The sequence below is a fragment of the Enterococcus sp. AMC1157 genome (assembly GCF_058216555.1).
In genome coordinates, this window is record NZ_CM177099.1 from 2,411,619 (window position 1) to 2,432,081 (window position 20,463).

General features: G+C 36.1%; 21 protein-coding genes. All 21 read left to right on the forward strand.

The window, feature by feature from the left end:
* The first annotated feature begins 7 nt into the window (after positions 1–7).
* The 21 genes from fliS (at position 8) to AC4BBX_RS11890 (ending at position 20,410) form a co-directional block, all read left to right on the forward strand.
* Complete coding sequence (gene fliS, locus AC4BBX_RS11790; RefSeq protein WP_490454017.1) at positions 8–373, forward strand: flagellar export chaperone FliS; 366 nt, start codon at positions 8–10, stop codon at positions 371–373.
* A 237-nt stretch (positions 374–610) separates the two neighbouring features.
* The gene (locus AC4BBX_RS11795) at positions 611–1,378 is read left to right on the forward strand and encodes a MotA/TolQ/ExbB proton channel family protein (RefSeq protein WP_490454018.1); all 768 of its coding nucleotides are present in this window, start codon (positions 611–613) and stop codon (positions 1,376–1,378) included.
* A gap of 15 nt (positions 1,379–1,393) precedes the next feature.
* On the forward strand, positions 1,394–2,167 hold the full coding sequence (locus AC4BBX_RS11800) for an OmpA family protein (protein WP_490454019.1): 774 nt from the start codon (positions 1,394–1,396) through the stop codon (positions 2,165–2,167).
* A gap of 51 nt (positions 2,168–2,218) precedes the next feature.
* Entirely contained in the window at positions 2,219–3,061 is an 843-nt protein-coding gene (locus tag AC4BBX_RS11805; RefSeq protein WP_490454020.1) for a C39 family peptidase, read from the forward strand.
* Positions 3,062–3,346: 285 nt separating this feature from the next.
* Positions 3,347–3,775 carry an RrF2 family transcriptional regulator gene (locus tag AC4BBX_RS11810; RefSeq protein ID WP_490454021.1) on the forward strand — a complete coding sequence of 143 codons (429 nt, stop codon included), beginning with the start codon at positions 3,347–3,349 and terminating at the stop codon, positions 3,773–3,775.
* Positions 3,776–3,830: 55 nt separating this feature from the next.
* Positions 3,831–4,142 (forward strand): hypothetical protein, encoded by a 312-nt coding sequence (locus AC4BBX_RS11815; protein ID WP_490454022.1) that lies wholly within the window; start codon positions 3,831–3,833, stop codon positions 4,140–4,142.
* Between the two features lie 16 nt (positions 4,143–4,158).
* Positions 4,159–5,808 (forward strand): V-type ATP synthase subunit I, encoded by a 1,650-nt coding sequence (locus AC4BBX_RS11820; RefSeq protein WP_490455810.1) that lies wholly within the window; start codon positions 4,159–4,161, stop codon positions 5,806–5,808.
* Positions 5,809–6,282 carry a V-type ATP synthase subunit K gene (locus AC4BBX_RS11825; RefSeq protein WP_490454023.1) on the forward strand — a complete coding sequence of 158 codons (474 nt, stop codon included), beginning with the start codon at positions 5,809–5,811 and terminating at the stop codon, positions 6,280–6,282.
* A gap of 38 nt (positions 6,283–6,320) precedes the next feature.
* Positions 6,321–6,905 (forward strand): V-type ATP synthase subunit E, encoded by a 585-nt coding sequence (locus tag AC4BBX_RS11830; RefSeq protein WP_490454024.1) that lies wholly within the window; start codon positions 6,321–6,323, stop codon positions 6,903–6,905.
* 555 nt (positions 6,906–7,460) lie between these two features.
* Complete coding sequence (locus AC4BBX_RS11835; RefSeq protein ID WP_490454025.1) at positions 7,461–8,462, forward strand: V-type ATP synthase subunit C; 1,002 nt, start codon at positions 7,461–7,463, stop codon at positions 8,460–8,462.
* Positions 8,455–8,769, forward strand: a complete 315-nt coding sequence (locus tag AC4BBX_RS11840; RefSeq protein WP_490454026.1) for a V-type ATP synthase subunit F — start codon at positions 8,455–8,457, stop codon at positions 8,767–8,769. The genes AC4BBX_RS11835 and AC4BBX_RS11840 overlap by 8 nt, the downstream gene beginning before the upstream one ends.
* 40 nt (positions 8,770–8,809) lie before the next feature.
* Complete coding sequence (locus AC4BBX_RS11845) at positions 8,810–10,585, forward strand: V-type ATP synthase subunit A (protein WP_490454027.1); 1,776 nt, start codon at positions 8,810–8,812, stop codon at positions 10,583–10,585.
* Complete coding sequence (locus tag AC4BBX_RS11850; protein ID WP_490454028.1) at positions 10,585–11,964, forward strand: V-type ATP synthase subunit B; 1,380 nt, start codon at positions 10,585–10,587, stop codon at positions 11,962–11,964. Before AC4BBX_RS11845 ends, AC4BBX_RS11850 begins: the two co-directional genes overlap by 1 nt.
* A gap of 3 nt (positions 11,965–11,967) precedes the next feature.
* Positions 11,968–12,606 (forward strand): V-type ATP synthase subunit D, encoded by a 639-nt coding sequence (locus tag AC4BBX_RS11855; RefSeq protein WP_490454029.1) that lies wholly within the window; start codon positions 11,968–11,970, stop codon positions 12,604–12,606.
* Between the two features lie 269 nt (positions 12,607–12,875).
* Positions 12,876–13,637 (forward strand): alpha/beta fold hydrolase, encoded by a 762-nt coding sequence (locus AC4BBX_RS11860; RefSeq protein WP_490454030.1) that lies wholly within the window; start codon positions 12,876–12,878, stop codon positions 13,635–13,637.
* A gap of 441 nt (positions 13,638–14,078) precedes the next feature.
* The gene (trhO, locus tag AC4BBX_RS11865; protein ID WP_490454031.1) at positions 14,079–15,032 is read left to right on the forward strand and encodes an oxygen-dependent tRNA uridine(34) hydroxylase TrhO; all 954 of its coding nucleotides are present in this window, start codon (positions 14,079–14,081) and stop codon (positions 15,030–15,032) included.
* 227 nt (positions 15,033–15,259) lie between these two features.
* The gene (locus tag AC4BBX_RS11870) at positions 15,260–15,769 is read left to right on the forward strand and encodes an LURP-one-related/scramblase family protein (RefSeq protein WP_490454032.1); all 510 of its coding nucleotides are present in this window, start codon (positions 15,260–15,262) and stop codon (positions 15,767–15,769) included.
* A gap of 160 nt (positions 15,770–15,929) precedes the next feature.
* Positions 15,930–16,412 carry an LURP-one-related/scramblase family protein gene (locus AC4BBX_RS11875; protein ID WP_490454033.1) on the forward strand — a complete coding sequence of 161 codons (483 nt, stop codon included), beginning with the start codon at positions 15,930–15,932 and terminating at the stop codon, positions 16,410–16,412.
* 420 nt (positions 16,413–16,832) lie between these two features.
* Positions 16,833–17,918, forward strand: a complete 1,086-nt coding sequence (locus tag AC4BBX_RS11880; protein WP_490454034.1) for a BMP family lipoprotein — start codon at positions 16,833–16,835, stop codon at positions 17,916–17,918.
* Between the two features lie 84 nt (positions 17,919–18,002).
* Entirely contained in the window at positions 18,003–18,938 is a 936-nt protein-coding gene (locus AC4BBX_RS11885) for a nucleoside hydrolase (protein ID WP_490454035.1), read from the forward strand.
* Positions 18,939–19,543: 605 nt separating this feature from the next.
* Complete coding sequence (locus AC4BBX_RS11890; RefSeq protein WP_490454036.1) at positions 19,544–20,410, forward strand: AraC family transcriptional regulator; 867 nt, start codon at positions 19,544–19,546, stop codon at positions 20,408–20,410.
* The last annotated feature ends 53 nt before the right edge of the window (positions 20,411–20,463 follow it).

Consider the following 20,463-nt stretch of genomic DNA (forward strand, 5'->3'; position numbering starts at 1 on the left):
ATCAAAAATGTATCAAAATATGCAAGAAAATTATTTGAAAAACCAAGTGATGAGTGCGTCTCCCAATAAATTGATTGAAATGTTATTGGAAGGGGCAATCAAGAAAATACGTCTAGGAAGTCTAGCGATTGAGAATAATAATATGGCTCAAGCTAGCGAACAAATTATTCGTTCTCAAGATATCGTGATGGAGTTACGTTATTCGATTAATACAGAAGTGGAAAGCCAAATTCCTCAAGACTTAATTGATTTATACGAATATATGTATGATCGTTTAGTACTAGCCAATATTGATAAAGACGTTACAATCTTGGCAGAAGTTCAAAACTTACTTACTGAATTACTGGATACATGGAAACAATTATCGATTTAATTCAATAAAAAAGCTAAGCAAAAACAAGATAAAAATATCCGAACGAGATAGAATGAGTTCTTACTAATTCTAGGTGAAGCTGTGATCAGGAACAATTGGATCTCAGAAGCACTCTTCTATCGTTCGGGTATTTTACTGTAAAAAGCTCAAGTAAGAGTCTATTTTGAAAAATACTTAAAGAAGAAAGAAAGTAACCGATAGTGTTTATAGTAAACATAATCAGGAGGATTAGAAGAAATGGATGTCGTTTTAGTAATTGGTTTTATCTTAGGATTAGCAACACTGCTCTTAGGAACAGTTTTTAATGGAGTTGCTTTAGGAATGCTAGTCAATCCTGCTGCAATGTTTATCGTATTCTTAGGAATTATTGCCGTAATGGTAAGTAGTTATTCAACAAAAGAATTGGCTCGTTTACCTAAAATTTTTGGTGTATTATTTCGTAAAGAAGAAGAAAAGCCAGAAGCTGTCGTTGGTCAAATTGTAGAATTAGCCAATATGGCGAGAAGAGATGGCTTGTTATCTTTAGAAAATAGCGTTCAAAATTTAGAGAATCCTTTTTTGAAAAAAGGAATGGAAATGGTTGTGGATGGAGTTAATCCAGAGCAAATTCAAGAAATTTTAGAAAATGAGATTTCGAGTCTGGAAGATCGTCACTTATCAGCAAATAAAATGTTTAAAACTGCCGGTGCAACTGCCCCGACATTAGGAGTGCTAGGTTCTTGTACGGGGATGATTGCCGCATTAGGTAATTTAGAAGCCGTTGGAGAATTAGGTGGTTTGATTTCTTCTTCTTTTGTTTCCACAGTTTACGGGATTGCTGTAGGGTATTTGATTATGATTCCTATTTCAACTCGACTGGCTGCAAAATCGGAAATAGAAGTACAAGAAATGTATATGGCTATTGAAGGTGTTATGGGAATTCAATCCGGACTTTCACCAAAAACAATCGAACAAAAATTATTCAGTTTAATTGAACCGGACAAACGTCCAGCAAATGAAGCATAAAGGTTGTGAAAGAAAATGCCAAGAAAGAAAAAGCGAGAAGAAGAACTAGATGAACGTTGGATGTTGCCGTATTCTGATATGATGACCTTGTCGCTGTCGTTGTTTATTGTAATGTTTGGTGCCGTTGCTGCAGGTGGGGATCAGTATGATCAGCTAAGTGAACACTTAGGAGACTATTTCGGTGCCTCAACGGGTGGAGACTCGATTTTAGGAAATATTGTGAATCTAGGTCAAACTTCTACAGGAGCGGGTACAGGAGAAGGTAATGGTGCTGCTGATTCAGAACGAACTATTTCATCAGAAACTGCAAAAGAAGCGCAACTATCACAAAAATTAGAAGATCAGAAAATGGCTGAAACACGTGAAAATATTAAAACGGCTTTTGAAGATGCTAATTTAGCAGATGATGTGGAAGTTTCTTTACGTTCTAATGGTATTTATATTTCACTACAAGATAGTATTTTATTTGATGCTTGGAGCGATGAATTGACATCTGCTGTCGAAAAATATTTAGATGTTGTTTCAAATGAAATTAAGGATTTGGATAAAGATATTGTTGTTGCAGGTCATACAGCAGACTTTCCAAGTGCGACAGTTTCTGGATGGGAATTAAGTGCCAATCGAGCGATTTCTGTGATGGAATATTTAGTAGATCAAGAGGGTGTGAATCCAGATCGAATTTCTATCCAAGCTTTTGCTGAAAAACAACCTATCGATAGTGAGCAAACTGAAGAAGCATTTTCTAGAAATCGACGAGTGGAAATCATCGTTAACAAAGATTATGAGTAAAAATTTTTTACAATTTATCGAATACTGTCCTTATATTAGGAGGATTCAGACATGAAAAAAATAGGTATGTTAATAGTGATTCTTGGTCTAGGAGCTGTTGGAATGTATTTTTGGTTTCGAGGAGATACAGATGAGGCAGCGACAAATGAGACCGTTGTTACAGAGGTAGCTGAGGATGAAACGGTTCAAGAACCAGGAAAAGAATTTAAAGAAGAAGCCACTTATACGAGTGACGACCAAATTGTGATTGTACCAAGAGATGAAGCGACAGAAGTTAAAGGGGCACGTAAATTTATCAAAACGATACTTTTAGATGTTCCAATGGAAAAACAATTAGATGAACCCGCTTTAGAAAATGGTGGTGGTGTAACGGCTTTATCTATGTTACTTAGATATTATCGTTTTGACACAACTAAAAATGAACTAGCAGAGATGCTTCCTACTGTTCCGCTTGAAGCAGAAAATGGTTTACACGGAGATCCCACAGAAGCATTTGTGGGCAATATCGCTTCAGGAGAGGCTTTAGGGGTGTATGCTAGTCCGTTAGCCCGAATCGCCCAAGAAGTAGTAGGAGAAGAGTATCATGTGATTGCGGGTGAAATGACTCCCTTTGAAGAGCTATTGGAACAAGTACAAAGGAACCGTCCAGTATGGATAGCAGTGAGTAAAGATTTAAAAATTCCCGATCAGCGCAAAAATAAAACATGGGAAACAGAGAACAAGGTGTTGACTGTTCCTGAATATGTTCATGGTGTTTTGATTGTTGGGATGGATCAGTACCGTGTGTATGTGAACGATCCGTTAACAGATAAGGAAATAGAAATCAAAATTGATGAGATGAAAGAAATCTATCAAAAGATGGGGAGTCAGTCTTTATATTTACGAAGAGGATAAGCAGAAAGCTAAGTCGTTAGACTGAGTTGTCTGCTTTTTTTGTTTTTTTAAGCAAATTAAGACATAAATTTTAAAAAATTACATATATATAGGAAGAAAAAATTTATTTTTTTCGGAAACTTCCTTGACGGTCTTTTTTCTATCCGTTATGCTTTATTTATAGATATTATTTGTCCTCGAAAGAAAATCAGTTATAGGTATGAGCTATCTGAGTGAAAAAAGATCGTTGGAATTGTTTCAACAAGCTTTTTCATGAGCAGATAAATGGATGAAGGAGTAACAAAAATGAAATTGAAAAATAGTTTAGAAGAAGCTTTATATGTTCTTCTAATTTTGTCAAAGGAGACAGAAAATTGTCCGATTAAAGGGGCGATGATTAGTCAAAAGCTAGGCGTTTCTGATTCCTATCTGAAAAAAATTCTACGGAAACTTGTCATAAGCGATATGGTGAACTCGAGCATCAGTAAAGGTGGCGGCTTTGTTTTGGCTAGACCTTTACATGAAATCAGTGTGCTTGATGTTTTTTATGCCATTGAAGGACAGGATTCTTATATTCGTACACAAAATTTAGCAAACCGGGTATACACACATTCTGAAAAAGCAGGTCGAGTAGAGAATAATCTGCTATTGCTTTTTCAAGAAGGAGAAAATTTGTTGAGAAATCATTTGGGGAACCACTCTGTTGCTGATCTATTGAAGAGGTACGAAGAATAATCGTATGTAATTTTTAGTATCACATTTACCGAAATAAAGAGAAGGAGCGAAAAGTATGAATATAGATGTCATTCAGCAATTAGAAAAAGCCGAAGTCGAAGCGTCAAGAATTATTCGTGAAGCAGAAGATCATTTACAACGTTTACGTGATGAAATTCCTGAGACACTTGAAGGTTATTCTAAAGAATTGATGGAAATTGAAAAAGAACGACAGCAAGAAATTACCGAACGTGCGGAAAATGAATTTTCAAGTTTTAATGAACCTCTAGAAAGTCAAACCAAATCTGAAATTCATCAGCTACACAATATTGCTCCTGAGAAAAGAGCGTTGGCGCTTAAAACAATCGTAGAAAAGGTTGTGAATTAGTATGGCTATTGTAAAAATGCAGAAATTTAATTTGATTACTTTTGATGAATTTCAAGAGGATTTATTAGAAAAATTTCAAGATTTTCAAGAAATAGAATTACTTCTTGCAGAACCTTTCTATGAAGGATTGAGCACGCCATTCTCTCGAGTAGAAGTCGATGAAGACTCCAAAGAGATTGAAAAGCAGATTAGTCAAATTAATTGGGCTAGAAGATTTCTAGACCAATACCTTCCTAAAATGAGTATGCTGGCCGCTTTAAGACACCCCCCTAAAAGTTATACTTTACGAGAACTTTCCGAACATACGCAAAACTACGACTGGAAAAAAATTCATAGTGAATTAAGACAAATGGATAAACGTTTACGGTTGATTGAGCAGGACCGTCGAGATACATCAACGGAAAAGTCTGAGGCATTGGCACAGGAAGAAGCATCAATAAAAGAGCAACTTCGAAACAAACGAGAAGAGTATGAAGCGTTAGGTTTAGTTGCCGAATACTTTACTGATTTAGCTATTCGTCGAGATAGTCATGAGTATTTATTAGAATCTAATCATACCGTGAACATCGCTGGTTGGATTCCAGTTGATAAAGCAGAACGATTGAAAAAAACCATCGAATCAATTACGGAAGACAGCTACTTTTTAGATTTTGCTGAAGTAAGCGAAGAAGAGATTGATGATGTGCCTATCTTGTTAAAAAATGGACCGTTAGTGAAACCTTTCGAGGGATTAGTTGAAATGTTTAACTTACCCAAATATGATGAAATGGATCCGACTGCCTTTATGGCACCTTTTTATGTCTTAGCTTTTGGTATGATGGTAGCCGATTTTGGTTATGGATTGTTACTGTTTTTAGCAACAACAATTGGAAAAAAAATCTTTAACTTCAAATCAGGATTACGAAACAGCATCACGATGTTCCAAATTGCTTCAGTACCAACGATGATGTGGGGCTTGATTTACGGAAATATTTTTGGATTTGAATTTTCATTCCAATTATTATCTGCAAGCCAAGATATCACTGAAATTTTAGTATTGGCAGTTACCTTTGGTTACATCCAAATGATGTTTGGTTTGATGTTAAATTTCTATGTGTTATGGAAAAAGAAAAATGATAAGTTACGAGCGATCTTACAAGCGGGCTCATGGATGTTTTTCTTAATCAGTGCCTTAGTGATTGTACTAGGCATGGTCGTTTTGAATAATAGTGATCTACAACGTATGGGTGTTATTGGTCTGATTATTAGTTTAGTTGTTATCGTCATCGGTGGTTCTCTAGATGGAAATACTTTTGCAGGTAAAATTGGTACCGGTTTATATGCTTTGATGGACGTAACTAACTACTTAGGAGATTTAATCAGTTATACACGTTTGATGGCTTTAGGTGTCGCTGGGGGAAGTATCGCAGCAGCTTTTAACTTAATCATTGGGTATTTACCAACACCAGCAAGATTTACAATTGGAATTGTTTTGTTCGTATTATTACACGGATTGAACATTTTCCTAAGTTACTTGAGTGCCTATGTGCATGGTATTCGTCTACAGTACCTAGAATTCTTCGGAAAATTCTTTGTGGGTGGCGGACGTGCATTTAAACCAATTAAAGCAAGTGAAGAATACGTTGAAGTTATATCAGAAGAAAAACAACAGCAGGGGGAAGAATAGATGGAAAACTGGATTACTTTTTTTTATGAGAATGGTGGAATGATTTTTGCGGCCTTAGGAGTTGCAACAGCGACAATTTGTGGAGGAATTGGTTCTACAATTGGTGTAGGTTTAACAGCGGAAGCAGCGGCAGGATTAACAGCAGAGCAACCAGAAAAATTTGGTCAAGCCTTAATTCTTGAATTACTTTCAGCAACACAGGGTTTATATGGATTCGTTATTTCGTTCATGATTTTTTTACAAATGACTGGCGATATTAGTTTAGATCGTGGATTATTCTTATTTGTTGCCTCATTGCCAATTGCCTTTACAGCGATTGCTGCAGGTATGTACCAAGGACGCGCTGCTTGTGCGGCAATGCAAATTTTAGCTAAAAAACCTGAGCACGTAACGAAAGGGATTGTATACGTAGCGATGATGGAAACATATGGGATTCTAGGATTCGTTATTTCATTCTTACTTGTTATGAACTAGGATGCCCGTTCCACTTATTATAAATGAGGAGGGGTAAGATGTCGGATATCACAAAGTTAACAGATAAGATTATCCAAGATGCCCAAGCGCAAAAAGAAAAAATCATCCAAACTGGACAAATAGAGATTGATAATCAAATAGATTCACAGAAAAAACAGTTGGATCAACAATTAGAAGCACGTTTAATGCGTTACGAAAAAAAAGTCCAAGCCGATTTGAATCTGCGTAAATCGGATGCGAATGTTCAATCAAGAAGTCAAATCTTGTCAACAAGACAAGATGTTTTGGATGAAATTTTCTCAGAAGCAAGAGAAAAATTAGCCAATTTATCGACGGAAGAATTTACTCAATTTGTAAAGCTCAATTTAGCAAAAGCTGGCTTTGAAGGAGAAGCTGAATTAATTTTAGGTTCTCACAGTCAAAAACATGCGACAAAAGAAGCAATTGAAGAATGGAAATCTGCAACAGACTTGAACTTAAAAATCAGTTCTGAAGTGATTCCAAATAGTCATGGATTTGTCTTAAAACAAGATTATTTAGAATTAAACTTTCTATTCGAGGCACTTTTAAATGCTTCAGAAGAAGAACTAAGTGTTGAATTATTAAAACTAATTTTTGCATAAAAAAAGACTATTGTTTCGTTAGTGTGACTTATTTTGCTAACGAAACAGTTGAAATGCTATGCAAGAAAATCACAAGGAAGTTTGTAGAACAAACTTTCTTACATTATTATGAGCGAGGTTGCCAGTTCCACTTTGCCAGTCTCACATACTAGGACCTCTAAACTAGTGAGATGGTATGCGAAGAGAGGATCGAATTTAAATTTTCGTTTTTTGAAAATTTAAATACACTAAACCGACCTAGCACTAGGAATCGTAAGCTAGTGGAATGGTATCCGTAGCGAAAAACAAAGAAAGTTTTGTTTTGTAAAACTTTCATACATTAATATGAGCGAGGTTGCCACTCCTACTTACTAGGAACTTCAAACTAGTAGGATGGTATCCGTAGCGAAAAACAAAGAAAGTTTTGTTTTGTAAAACTTTCATACATTAATATGAGCGAGGTTGCCACTCCTACTTACTAGGAACTTCAAACTAGTAGGATGGTATCCGTAGCGAAAAACAAAGAAAGTTTTGTTTTGTAAAACTTTCATACATTAATATGAGCGAGGTGTAAAAATGAAAGACATTCAGTTTAACACCGTCAATACACGTATTCGTACTTATGAAGGACAACTGTTAGGAGAGGCAGTTTATGAGAGACTGCTGACCGTTTCAGACCCTAGCGAGATTTACGGTATTTTAGAAGATACGCCTTATGGAGACTTTATCTATGAAGGACTGAAGATACAAGATTTTGAAGAAGTTTTAAATGCTGAACAAAAAAGAATGTATGACAATCTGTATGATATTTCTCCAGACCGTCTAGTCATTGATTTGTTTTCATTAAAATATGACTATCAAAATCTAAAGGTATTGGTAAAAGGAGTATACAATAAAGAAGATTTATCTTCCTTGCTGATTCCTTATGGTTCTGTTCCTTTGTCAGAATTAAAAGATTTAGTTGAGAATCGTCGCAATCAAAATGTTCCTAAACAGATGAATGAGTGTATTAAAGAAGTTTTTGAGTACATTGAATCTTATCAAGCACATCAATCTCTTGATATTATCTTTGACAATCACTATTGGCAACATATGCGTTCGATATCAGAGTCTGAAAAAAGAGAAGAGTTAGTGACTTTGGTTAGCCGAAATATTGATGTTTTTAATATTTCAACAGCCTTACGCAGTCATTTACTAGATCGCCATTTAGGCTTTATCAGTGCCGTTTTAGCTGAAGGTGGTACACTTTCTACTGACAACATATTGGATACAATTGGTGAATCATTAGATACTTTCGTTAATTATTTAATGGATACACCATATAAACGATTGATTAAGGAAAGTTACGAAGAAATTACAACTCAAAAAACCTTAAATAGTATTGATTTACTTAAGGATAACTTCATGATGGAACGTCTGAAAGAATTAAAAATTGTTCCTTTTGGTCCAACGGCAATTATTGGATATATTTATGCAAAAGAAACAGAAATTAAAAATTTACGTATTTTACTAGTTGGTAAAATCAATCAAATCCCTGAGGAAATTTTACGAAGTCGGGTGCGTGATATCTATGTATAAAAAGATTGGAATGTTGGGTGGGAAAAACTCTATCTTACCTTTTAAAGGTTTAGGAATTGATGTTTTTCCTATTACCAGCTTAGAAGCTGCACGAGAACTTCTGATTGAAATGGCGGAAGACTACGGAGTAATTTTTATTACCGAGCGTTTGACCGAACAATTAGAAGAAACCATTGCTCAATTTGATGATCGACCAACACCAGCAATTATCCCAATTCCTAGTAGTACAGGGAGTTTAGGTATTGGCTTGGCTCGTATTCAAAAAAATGTAGAAAAAGCAATTGGAATGAATATTTTAGACGACTGAATGAACGCGTTCCATTTATTAGGAACAAGGAGGAGATTTTTTGGCAATCGGAACAATCACAACAGTTTCCGGTCCTTTAGTTACTGCTCACGGACTTCAAGGTGCAAAAATCCATGAAATCTGTAAGGTCAGTGACAAAGGCTTAATCGGAGAAATTATTGAATTAAGAAAAGGTGTTGCATCCATTCAGGTATATGAAGAAACTGCTGGAATCGGACCTGGTGAAGTTGTTGAGACGACAGGCGCACCATTGTCAGTAGAACTGGCTCCCGGTTTATTAACGCAAATGTTTGATGGAATTCAACGTCCTTTAGATAAATTTATGGCACAAACCAACAGTGAATTTTTAGAGCGTGGTGTGTCGATTGAACCTCTTGACGGCGAGAAAAAGTGGGCATTCACTGCGACAAAAGCTGTAGGAGATAAAGTTGTTTCTGGAGATATCTTAGGAACTGTTCAAGAAACAAAAGCGATTGAACATCGTGTAATGGTTCCTGATAAAGTTGAAGGAACCATCAAAAAAATTAGAAGTGGTGAATTTTCAATCCATGAAATGATTTGTGTATTAGACACAATCAATGGGGAAAAAGAAATCACTATGATGCAACGCTGGCCAGTTCGTAAGCCACGTCCTTTCAAAAGAAAATTAACACCAGGTGAACCATTGGTAACTGGACAACGTGTAATTGATACATTTTTCCCAGTAGCAAAAGGTGGCTCGGCTGCCGTGCCAGGCCCTTTTGGTGCCGGTAAAACCGTCGTTCAGCATCAAATTGCTAAATGGGCGGATGTAGACATCGTGGTTTACGTTGGTTGTGGTGAACGTGGGAATGAAATGAAGGATGTAATTAATGAATTTCCTGAATTAGTGGATCCTGTAACAGGAGAATCAATTATGGAAAGAACTGTTTTAATTGCCAATACTTCAAATATGCCAGTAGCTGCCCGTGAGGCTTCGATTTATACTGGAATTACTATTGCTGAATATTATCGTGACATGGGATACAGTGTAGCAATCATGGCGGATTCTACTTCACGTTGGGCGGAAGCATTACGTGAAATGAGTGGTCGTATGCAAGAAATTCCAGGCGATGAAGGATATCCAGCCTACTTAGGTAGTCGTTTGGCAGAGTACTATGAGCGTGCAGGACGTTTCCAAACAGTTGGAACAGAGCCCAGAGAAGGTAGTATCACTGCAATTGGTGCGGTTTCTCCAGCTGGAGGAGATATTTCAGAGCCAGTTACGCAAAATACTTTGCGAATTGTAAAAGTATTCTGGGCTTTAGATAGTGTCTTGGCGCAAAAACGTCATTTCCCATCAATTAACTGGATTAATTCTTATTCATTATATGAAGATGAAATGAACGATTATTTAGATTCTATTTTAGGTGATGAATGGTCAAAAGAAGTCAATGAAGCAATGTCTATTTTACAAGAAGAAAGCCGTTTGGAAGAAATCGTGCAATTGGTAGGTATTGAGTCTCTTTCTCAAAAAGACCGTATCACAATGATTACAGCACGTTCTTTACGTCAAGATTACTTACAACAAAACGCTTTTGATGATGTAGATACGTTTACTTCAAGAGAAAAACAATTCAAAATGTTAAACAATATTTTATTCTTCAATCAAGAAGCGCAACGCGGCATTCAATTAGGAGCTTACGTGAATGAAATTATTAACGGAACAGTTTCGATTAGAGAAAGAATTGCTCGTAGTAAATATATACCTGAAGAAGAAATGGATCGTTTAGATGAAATTCATAATGAAATCCATCAAACCATCCAAACAATTTTAGAGAGAGGGGGAATGAACTAATGTTAAAAGAGTACCGTTCCGTCTCAGAAATTGCCGGTCCTTTAATGGTTGTTGAAAATGTTAAAGGAGCAAAATTTGACGAACTAGTTGAAATCCGTACTGACAGTGGCGAACTTCGTCGTGGACAAGTATTAGAAATTACGGACGACAAAGCTGTTGTCCAAATTTTTGAAGGAACAAGTGATTTAGGCGCAGAAGAAAGTAAAGTTCGCTTCTTAGGAAATGGTCTAACTTTGGGTGTATCTCCTGATATGTTAGGTCGTGTATTTGATGGACTAGGTCAACCAAAAGACAATGGTCCACGTATTATTCCTGAAAAACGTTTAGATGTAAATGGTGAATCAATTAACCCTGTCGCTCGTGACTTTCCAGATGAATTTATTCAAACAGGAATTTCAACGATCGATCACTTGAACACTTTAGTTCGTGGACAAAAGTTACCAATCTTTTCTGCATCTGGTTTACCACATAATGAAATTGCGGCTCAGATTGCTAGACAAGCAACTGTACCTGGAGATGAAGGAAACTTTGCGATTGTCTTTGCAGCCATTGGAATTCCTTTTGAAGAGTCAGAATTTTTCATTAGCGAATTTAGAAAAACGGGAGCATTGGATCGTTCTGTCCTATTCTTGAACTTAGCCAATGATCCAGCGATTGAACGGATTGCGACACCTCGTATGGCTCTAACAGCAGCAGAATATTTAGCCTTTGAACGTGATATGCACGTACTAGTAATTATGACTGATATGACTAACTACTGCGAAGCGTTACGTGAAATCTCTGCCGCTCGTCGTGAAGTACCTGGTCGTCGTGGTTATCCTGGTTACTTGTATACGAACTTGGCTACCTTGTACGAACGTGCAGGTCGTGTAATCGGGAAAAAAGGATCTATTACTCAAATTCCGATTTTAACCATGCCTGATGGAGATAAAACTCATCCAATTCCTGACTTAACCGGATATATTACTGAAGGACAAATCATTCTTTCTAGAGAACTAGATAAGAAAAATATTAATCCACCTTTAGATATCCTGCCAAGTTTGTCTCGTTTGAAAGATAAAGGAACGGGTGAAGGTAAAACACGTGAAGATCATGCGTCTACGATGAACCAAATCTATTCTGCTTATGCGGATGGAAAAACAGCTAAAGAATTATCAATTGTTTTGGGTGAGTCTGCCTTATCTGAACAAGACAAAAAACTAGCTCGTTTTGCGGATCTTTTTGAAAAAGAATATGTCAATCAAGGCTTCAATACCAATCGTTCGATTGAAGAAACTCTTGATTTAGGTTGGAAATTGTTAGCTACCCTGCCAAAAGAAGAACTAAGTCGTATTAAGGAAGAATTTATTGAGAAGTATCTCCCTGAAGGAGTTGAGTAATTCATGGCAATACTAAATGTCAATCCGACACGAATGGAGTTAAGCCGACTACGAAGACGATTAACGACTGCGACCAGAGGACATAAGTTATTGAAAGATAAGCAAGATGAATTGGTTCGCCAATTCATTCTGTTAATCAAAAAAAACCAAGAATTGCGTACCAAAATGGAAGTTGCTGTGCAAGAAGGCATGGAAAATTATGTGCTTGCATCAAGTAGTATTCCAGACAATGTTTTACAAGAAGCTTTTGTGATTCCTCATAATAAAATTTCATTGGATGTTCAAAGCAAAACAATTATGAACATGGACGTACCCGTTCTAAATGAAGTTTATGAAGAAGACAATGTGGATGATACATTCTCTTATGGTTTTGTGAGTACCACAAGCGAATTAGACTTATCACTAACTCATTTAGAATCAATCTTGCCACTGATGTTACAATTGGCTGAAATTGAGAAAACCTGTCAGTTGATGTCGGATGAAATTGAACGTACTCGTCGTCGTGTTAATGCGTTAGAGTACATGACAATTCCGCAACTAACAGAAACAATTGCTTATATTGAACGAACATTAGCCGAAAGCGAACGTGGAAATCTAACTCGTTTGATGAAAGTTATTGACGTTATCGAAGCAGCTGAATAAAAAAATCCTTGTGATACCCATTTAGGTGGGAATCATGAGGATTTTTTGTATTCCACGAAAGTAAACTTTATCCACCATTCGAAAAAGTAAGAAAATGAAACAGAGGAGTGCTCCACCGTTCGAAAAAGTTGAAAAATGGAACACAAGACCAATCTCCTATTCACAAATATTTATCTAGCGATGTCATTTTTTAACATAGTTAGTTTTCCAATCTTCATCTAGGTATCTTTTTCTAAAATCACTTATACTAGAATTTGGAGGATGAGGCAATGAAACTTGAAATCAGACATCGAAAAATTGGCAACATTCCAATCTTGGAAGTTGTTGACCAAGAAAAAATATATGAAAAACTACCATTGATTATTTACTATCATGGTTGGCAAACACAAAAAGAATTGGTTCTAACACAAGGTAGAAAATTAGCGAAGCAAGGTTTTAGAGTGGTCTTACCCGATGCTGCGAATCATGGCGAACGTAAAACTGAAGTATCGGCAATTCCTTCATTGACTTTTTGGCAGAGTATTCATACCAATTTATTTGAATTTTCCTTTATTGTTGATTTTTTTAGACATATGGATTTAGTAGACTGGATTGGAGTGGGCGGAGTTTCTATGGGAGGAATGACGACTTGTGGTCTTTTGGTCCATCATCCAGAAATTTCAGTTGCTGCTTGTGTGATGGGTTCACCAGATTACTTAGAGTATCGAGCAGCCCTTAAAAAAAATATCATTCAAAGAGGTTACTCTCTACCTATAGATTATGATTTGCTGACTGGTTGGATTGAAGACTATGATTTGAACTCTCTTTATTCAAAGGTATCTAAACGTCCGTTATTATTTTGGCATGGAACAGAAGACGAAAAAATTCCCTATGAACAAGTTGCAAACTTTGTAAATCAAAATCAAGGAGATGAAATTAGTTTCCACACTGCTAATGAAAGACATCTTGTCAAAGGCGAGACGATGGATTTAGTTACAGATTTTTTTGTAACACAATATCAACAATCACAGAATGAAAAAAGTTCAAAGTAGACCGTCTATTCTTTGAAAAAAAGTGAAAAATCGTAGAAGTAGGCTGTTTGTTCTTCGAAAAAAGTAAAAAATCGCAGAATAAAGCCGTTTGTTCTTCGAAAAAAGCAAAAATCAAAGAACAGACGGTTTATTTTCTTGAAATCGTAAAAGGTGTTTCAAAATCATTTAGTTGGGTAGATCGATTTCTTTGTCGCGATGATAAAATTGGCGATCATGGTCATTGATTTCTCGCAAGATACGACAAGGATTGTCGACTGCAACAACATTATTTCTAATAGTTAAGCTATATTGTTTTCTAATTTAAGTATACAGAATTCTTTTGAGAAAAAAGCCTCTGAGATTACCTTCTATTGTGTAATTGATAACAAGCAAAATAATCGTTTTTGAAAGAAAAATTTCATATAATATCTGATGTATGACTTGAAGGAGGAGTAACAAGAAATGGATTATCGCGTATTACTATATTATAATTACACAACTATCGAAAACCCTGAACAATTTGCTAAAGAACATTTGGCATTCTGCAAATCTATTGGCTTGAAAGGACGTATTTTAGTCGCTGAAGAAGGGATCAACGGTACTGTTTCAGGAACGATTGAAGCAACAGATGCTTACATGGAGCACATGCATGCGGACGAACGTTTCAAGGATACATGGTTCAAAATTGACGAATCAGAAGGACATGCTTTTAGAAAAATGTTTGTTCGTCCACGTCGGGAATTAGTGGCTTTGAACTTAGAAGATGATATTGATCCACATGAATTGACTGGTAAATATTTAGATCCTAAAGAATTCAAAGAAGCGCTACTTGACGAAGACACGATTGTTTTGGATGCACGTAATGACTATGAGTTTGATTTAGGTCATTTTCGTGGCGCTATTCGTCCAGATATTCGTAGCTTCCGTGAATTACCTCAATGGATTCGTGAGAACAAAGAGAAATTTATGGATAAAAAAGTGGTCACTTACTGTACTGGTGGTATCCGCTGTGAAAAATTCTCTGGTTGGTTATTGCGTGAAGGTGTAAAGGATGTTGGTCAACTACATGGTGGGATTGCGATGTACGGAAAAGATCCTGAAGTAAAAGGTGAACTATGGGATGGCAAGATGTATGTCTTTGATGATCGCATTAGTGTTGAAATTAATGACGTTGATAAACAAGTTATCGGTAAAGATTGGTTCGATGGAACACCTTGCGAACGCTATATTAACTGTGCAAATCCTGAGTGTAATCGTCAAATTTTAGCTTCAGAAGAAAATGAAGAAAAACATCTAGGGGCATGTTGTTATGAATGTGCAGCCAACGAAAATAATCGTTATGTTGTTGCTCACAATATTTCACCAGAAGAACGTGAAGCACGTTTAGCAGCTATTGCTCCAGAAGTAACTGCATAATTAAATACAGAAAACAGGTAGTGACTAAAATGATAGTCACTATCTTTTTTTCAAAAATCCAACTACCGTCTGATTTCACTTTTTTTAGAATATGATATATTATGTATTGAAAGCGAATACTTAAGGAGTGTTGTTTGGCAAATTTAATTTCAAATTTTGAAGATAGGTCTATTTTGTAGAGCTGGTTGACGTTTGTTATTAATCGTGTTAAGCAGGAGGTTCTAATTATGAAAAAGTTATATATCAAACAAAAAGTATGGGGCGTTGGCGAAAAGTTTACTGTTATGGATGAAGATCGCCATCCAAACTATTATGTAGAAGGTAGCTTTCTGAAGTTACCGAAAGAATTTCGAATTAAAAACAATTATGGAAGACAAATTGGAACGATTACTAAAAAGGTATTTTCAATGTTACCGAAGTTTTATATTGAGGTTAGTGGGAAAGAACCCATTATTTTAGAAAAAGAATTTACACTTTTTAAAGCCAAATATTTGGTTGTATCAAAAGGTATTCGAATTGAGGGAAATTTGTGGGATATGAATTTCTCAGTATACACTTGTGGAAAACAAGTCGCAACCATTGCTAAGCGTTGGTTTAGTTGGGGAGATACCTATGAAGTGACGATTTTAGATGAAACAATGGAAGAAATAGTAGTTGCTTTAGTTGTGGCGATTGATTGTGTGAAAGCAGAAGAAAATGCAGCAGCTAATACTGCCTCCGACAGTTATATGTACTAAGAAAGAAGTCAGACGCTAAAATCCTTTTTTAAAAGTTTAAGAAATTGAGAGTGCTCATTTGAGGGGACTACCTAACAATTCAGACTTTTGACTGAGCAACTTTTTTAAATCTAGGATATACTTAAATTAGAAAAAGTGCGAAATAATGGGGGTTTTTGTTATGAAACAATTGTATATTAAGCAAAAAATGTTTACTTTATCGGAAAAATTCACAGTTACTGATGAGTTTGAAATGCCACAATATTATGTGGAGGGAAGTTTTTTCAAAATCCCAAAAGAGTTTATTGTAACAGATCAATTTGGTTCGGAAATCGCTCGAATTACGAAAAAATTTTTAAGCTTCTTACCAAAATTTTTCGTTGAAGTGAGTGGAGAAGACCCAATTGTGTTAACAAAAGAATTTACTTTTTTTAAAGCGAGATATTCTATCGATGCCAAAGGAATTAATGTTGAAGGTAACTGGTGGGATATGAATTTTTCGGTTTATGTAGGTGGCCGTCAAGTGGCTATAATTGATCAACGTTGGTTTAGTTGGGGAGATACTTATGAAGTTCAAATTTTAGATGAATCTTTGGAACATCTAATTATTTCTTTGGTTATTGCGATTGATTGTGTCAAAGCAGATGAAAGTAATAATGGATAATAGTATTTCCAAAAGGGAAGTGAGCTGTGTTTAATGGCTCACTTCCCTTTATTTTTTAAAAATGGCTGCTAGTTGATATAACTCAATTGAAGGTTAAATCCTACTTAATTAGCCAATATTTAGAGTATCTCACGTCAGAAACTAGTTTTATTGTTCGGTATTTACTTGCTAAAAATCAGAGTAAAGTTAGATTTCACAAAAATAATAAAAAGAAAACGGTTGTTTGACGAACAATTGCAAATTTTCTTTCGGATTTAGTAAACAAAAAGATTTACTTTTATCTATCGAGGTGTATAATCTTCTTGTGGGTCGATATTAATGTACGTGTTTTGGTATCGAATTTCTATTTTTAATTCATATTTTGTATTTTTGTTACATGAAAACGAAATATATAAAACTATTCGGAGGGAATAAAAAAAGATGAAAATCAATAAGTTTATGAAATTAACATTGGCAGTGACAGGTGTTTTAGCAGTAGCAGGTTGTGGAACTGGTGGAAGCGATAGTTCAAGTGCTTCTTCTAACTCAACATCTGCAACAGAAACTGAGGTTTCAACTGTAGCTTTAATCACTGACGGAAATGGCGTAGACGATCGCTCTTTCAACCAATCCGCTTGGGAAGGAATGGTTGCTTGGGGAGAAGAAAATGGTATTTCAGAGGGAAATAATGGTTACAAGTATTTCCAATCTTCTGGTGAATCTGATTTTATTCCAAATATTGATCAAGCGTTAACTGCTGGTTTTGATACTATTTTTGGTATTGGTTTTAAATTACAATCAGCAATTGAAGAACAAGCAACTGCAAATCCAGACACAAATTTTGTTATCGTTGATGAAGTAGTAGACGGTTTGGATAATGTTGTTTCAGCAACTTTTAAATCAAACGAAGCTTCTTACCTAGCTGGTGTTGCGGCAGCTTATTCAACAGAAAGCAATGTTGTTGGCTTTTTAGGTGGGATGGAAATTTCATTAATTCAAGCATTCGAAGCTGGTTTCAGACAAGGAATTGCTGATACAGCGGAAGTTTTAGGAAAAGAAATTGAAGTTATCAGTCAATATGCTGGAGATTTCTCAGCTCCTGATAAAGGAAGAACGATTGCTTCTGCGATGTATGCACAAGGAGCAGATATCGTATACGGTGCAGCTGGTGCAACAGGAAATGGTTTGTTCCAAGAAGCGAAATCTTTAAATGAAACAAGAGATGAAAAAGTTTGGGTAATCGGTGTTGACCGTGATCAAACAACTGAAGGAAACTATAAAAACGGCGATGAAGAGGACAACTTTACTTTGACTTCTACTTTAAAAGAAGTGGGAGCAGCGGTAAAAGATTTATCTGAAAAAGCAAATGCAGGTGCTTTCCCTGGTGGAGACCATATTGTTTATGGTTTAGAAGAAAACGGTGTTGGTGTGACAGATGGACAATTATCTGATGAAGCGAAAACAGCGATTGAAGAAGCCCGTGAAAAAATTATTTCAGGTGAAATTGCTGTAGACGAAGCGTTATAATAGAAGAAGATGAAGTTTGCGACACAGATGAAGTTCGCTTTTATCTGTGTCGCTTTTTTAATGTCAAATAAAAAGGAGAAGATTATGCGAAAAGTATACTTAAATCACGATGGTGGCGTTGATGATTTGGTCACGTTATTCTTAATGTTGCAAATGGAAGAGGTGGAATTAGTTGGAGTGGGAGTTATTCCTGCCGATTGTTATTTGGAACCAGCTGTTTCTGCTAGTCGAAAAATTATTGATAAATTTGGTAAAGGACAACAAATTGAGGTTTCTGCTTCAAATTCTCGTCCACAAAATCCATTTCCAAAAGATTGGCGTATGCATGCTTTTACAGTTGATGCTTTACCTATTTTAAATGAAAGTGGCGAAGTAGTAACTCCTTTAGCTGAAACTTTTGCTCATCAACATTTAGTTGATACATTACAAGCTCAAGAAGAAAAAACAGATTTAGTGTTTGTAGGTCCTTTAACGGATTTATCAAGAGCTTTAGAACTTGATCCAACTATTGAAGAAAAAATTGGCACATTATATTGGATGGGTGGCACTTTCTTAGAAAAAGGCAATGTAGAAGAACCTGAACATGATGGTACGGCAGAATGGAATGCTTTCTGGGACCCTGAAGCAGTTGCTAAAGTCTGGGAAAGTAAGATTGAAATCGTTCTGGTTGCTTTAGAAAGTACTAATATGGTGCCTTTAACTAATGATATTCGTGATATGTGGGCTAGAAATCGTAAAGATGAAGGTATTGATTTCTTGGGTCAAGCTTATGCAATTGTTCCTCCGCTGGTTCATTTCCAAACGAATTCTACCTATTTCTTATGGGATGTCTTAACTGCGGCGACGTTTGGTAAAGAAGAGATAGTGAAGAAAGAAACAGTTTTATCATCGGTAATTGCTAGTGGAGTGAGCCAAGGGAAAACTGTTCGAGACGAGCAAGGAAGACCTGTCGAATTGGTTTACCATGCCGATCACGACATCTTCTTCGACTACATCACAAACCTAGCAAGACAAGCTTAAACTTTTAGTTATAGTTAAGATGTATGAAACTTGAAAACTTCCAGAGCCAAGCTGCAAAAGTCTTCTAGTTGTGTGAGACCGCCACGAGCCTCTTACGAGTCTCTTAGGCTGCTGACGTTCAAACGCTGACTAAGTTTCACTAAGTCAACGTAATTCATTCAGCTCTTTAACACACGACAAGGAACTTTCTCCGCTTGGCTCTTCCAGTTTCAGCATTATTTATTTTTAATAAAAGTTGAATACAGTCTTTTTGATAAGGTATAGAAAAGTATTGTTAAAACTGGAGGTTCAACTGGTAGAAAAAACCACTCATTGCAGGTTAAAGATGAGGATGAATTACACCGTGTTGGAAGTAGCGAATTTCTACTTCTTACACGGTGTTTGAACGCCGAAAGCTTTGAGACTCCTGAGAAAAAGGAGGCTCAGAGCGGTCTCCTGTAATGAGTGGTTTTTTGGACAGATGAATCGGAAGTTTCACTCTTGCTGAATATTCTTAAAAGAAGGGCTGGATTTCCGCCCTTTTTCTATTTACAATAAAGGAGAAATATTATTTTGTTACTTTATGGAAGAAAGTTTTCGTGGAGTAAAATCGAAGGATGACGTGAATGAGTTTATATTTAGAAATTCCTGACTTAAATCAACAATTTCCTTACCGTTGTTTCTTAAATGATGGCATGGGGATTGTCTATCCTCATTGGCATAAAGAAATTGAAATTATTTATGCAAGTCGTGGACAAGTGAACATTGGTGTGGGCGAGACTGTTGTGACTCTTGAAGAAGGAGAAGTCATCTTTTTTGCTAGTGGAGAACCGCATTATTTTCTTTCTTCGCCAGATAGTGAACGCTACGTCTACCAATTTGATTTAAAACTGTTTGATGAATCTAGCTTGCGTAAGAATCAGACGAGTTTATTAAAGCTGTTTGAACGAGGCGAAGGACATAGTCGCCATTGGCCAGAACCTTTTCGATCAAAAATCATTGAGTTGCTTGTTGAATTGTATCAGCTAGGCAGTGAGCAACCAGTGGGGGAAAACTATTTGATTATGAGTAATTTGTATCGATTGGTGGGTGAATTCTATCGCTACTTGCCACAAAAGACGCAAGAAGTGAAAGTTACACCCAAAGCTGTTCATCGAAAAGAAACCTTGGAACGTTTGAATCAGGTCTTTGAATATATTGAAAATGAATACCGTGAAGCCATTACCGTAGATGAAGTAGCTAAGTATGTAGGTTTTAGTCCTTATTATTTTACTCGATTTTTCAAGAAGAATACTGGACAAACTTTTATTCAATTTTTGACAGAGTATCGTGTCAATCAAGCCAAATTTATTTTAGGGAACGAAAAATTGCCAATGGCGGAAGTCGCAGAACTATCAGGATTTTCAAGTGTCAAAACCTTCCATCATGTGTTTAAGGAAGCTGTCGGACAATCTCCCTTGCAATACCAAAAGACTATGACGGAACCACAGTAATTGGCAAATAACTAAATGACGTATATTTTTGATATTTATTTTAAAAATATCTT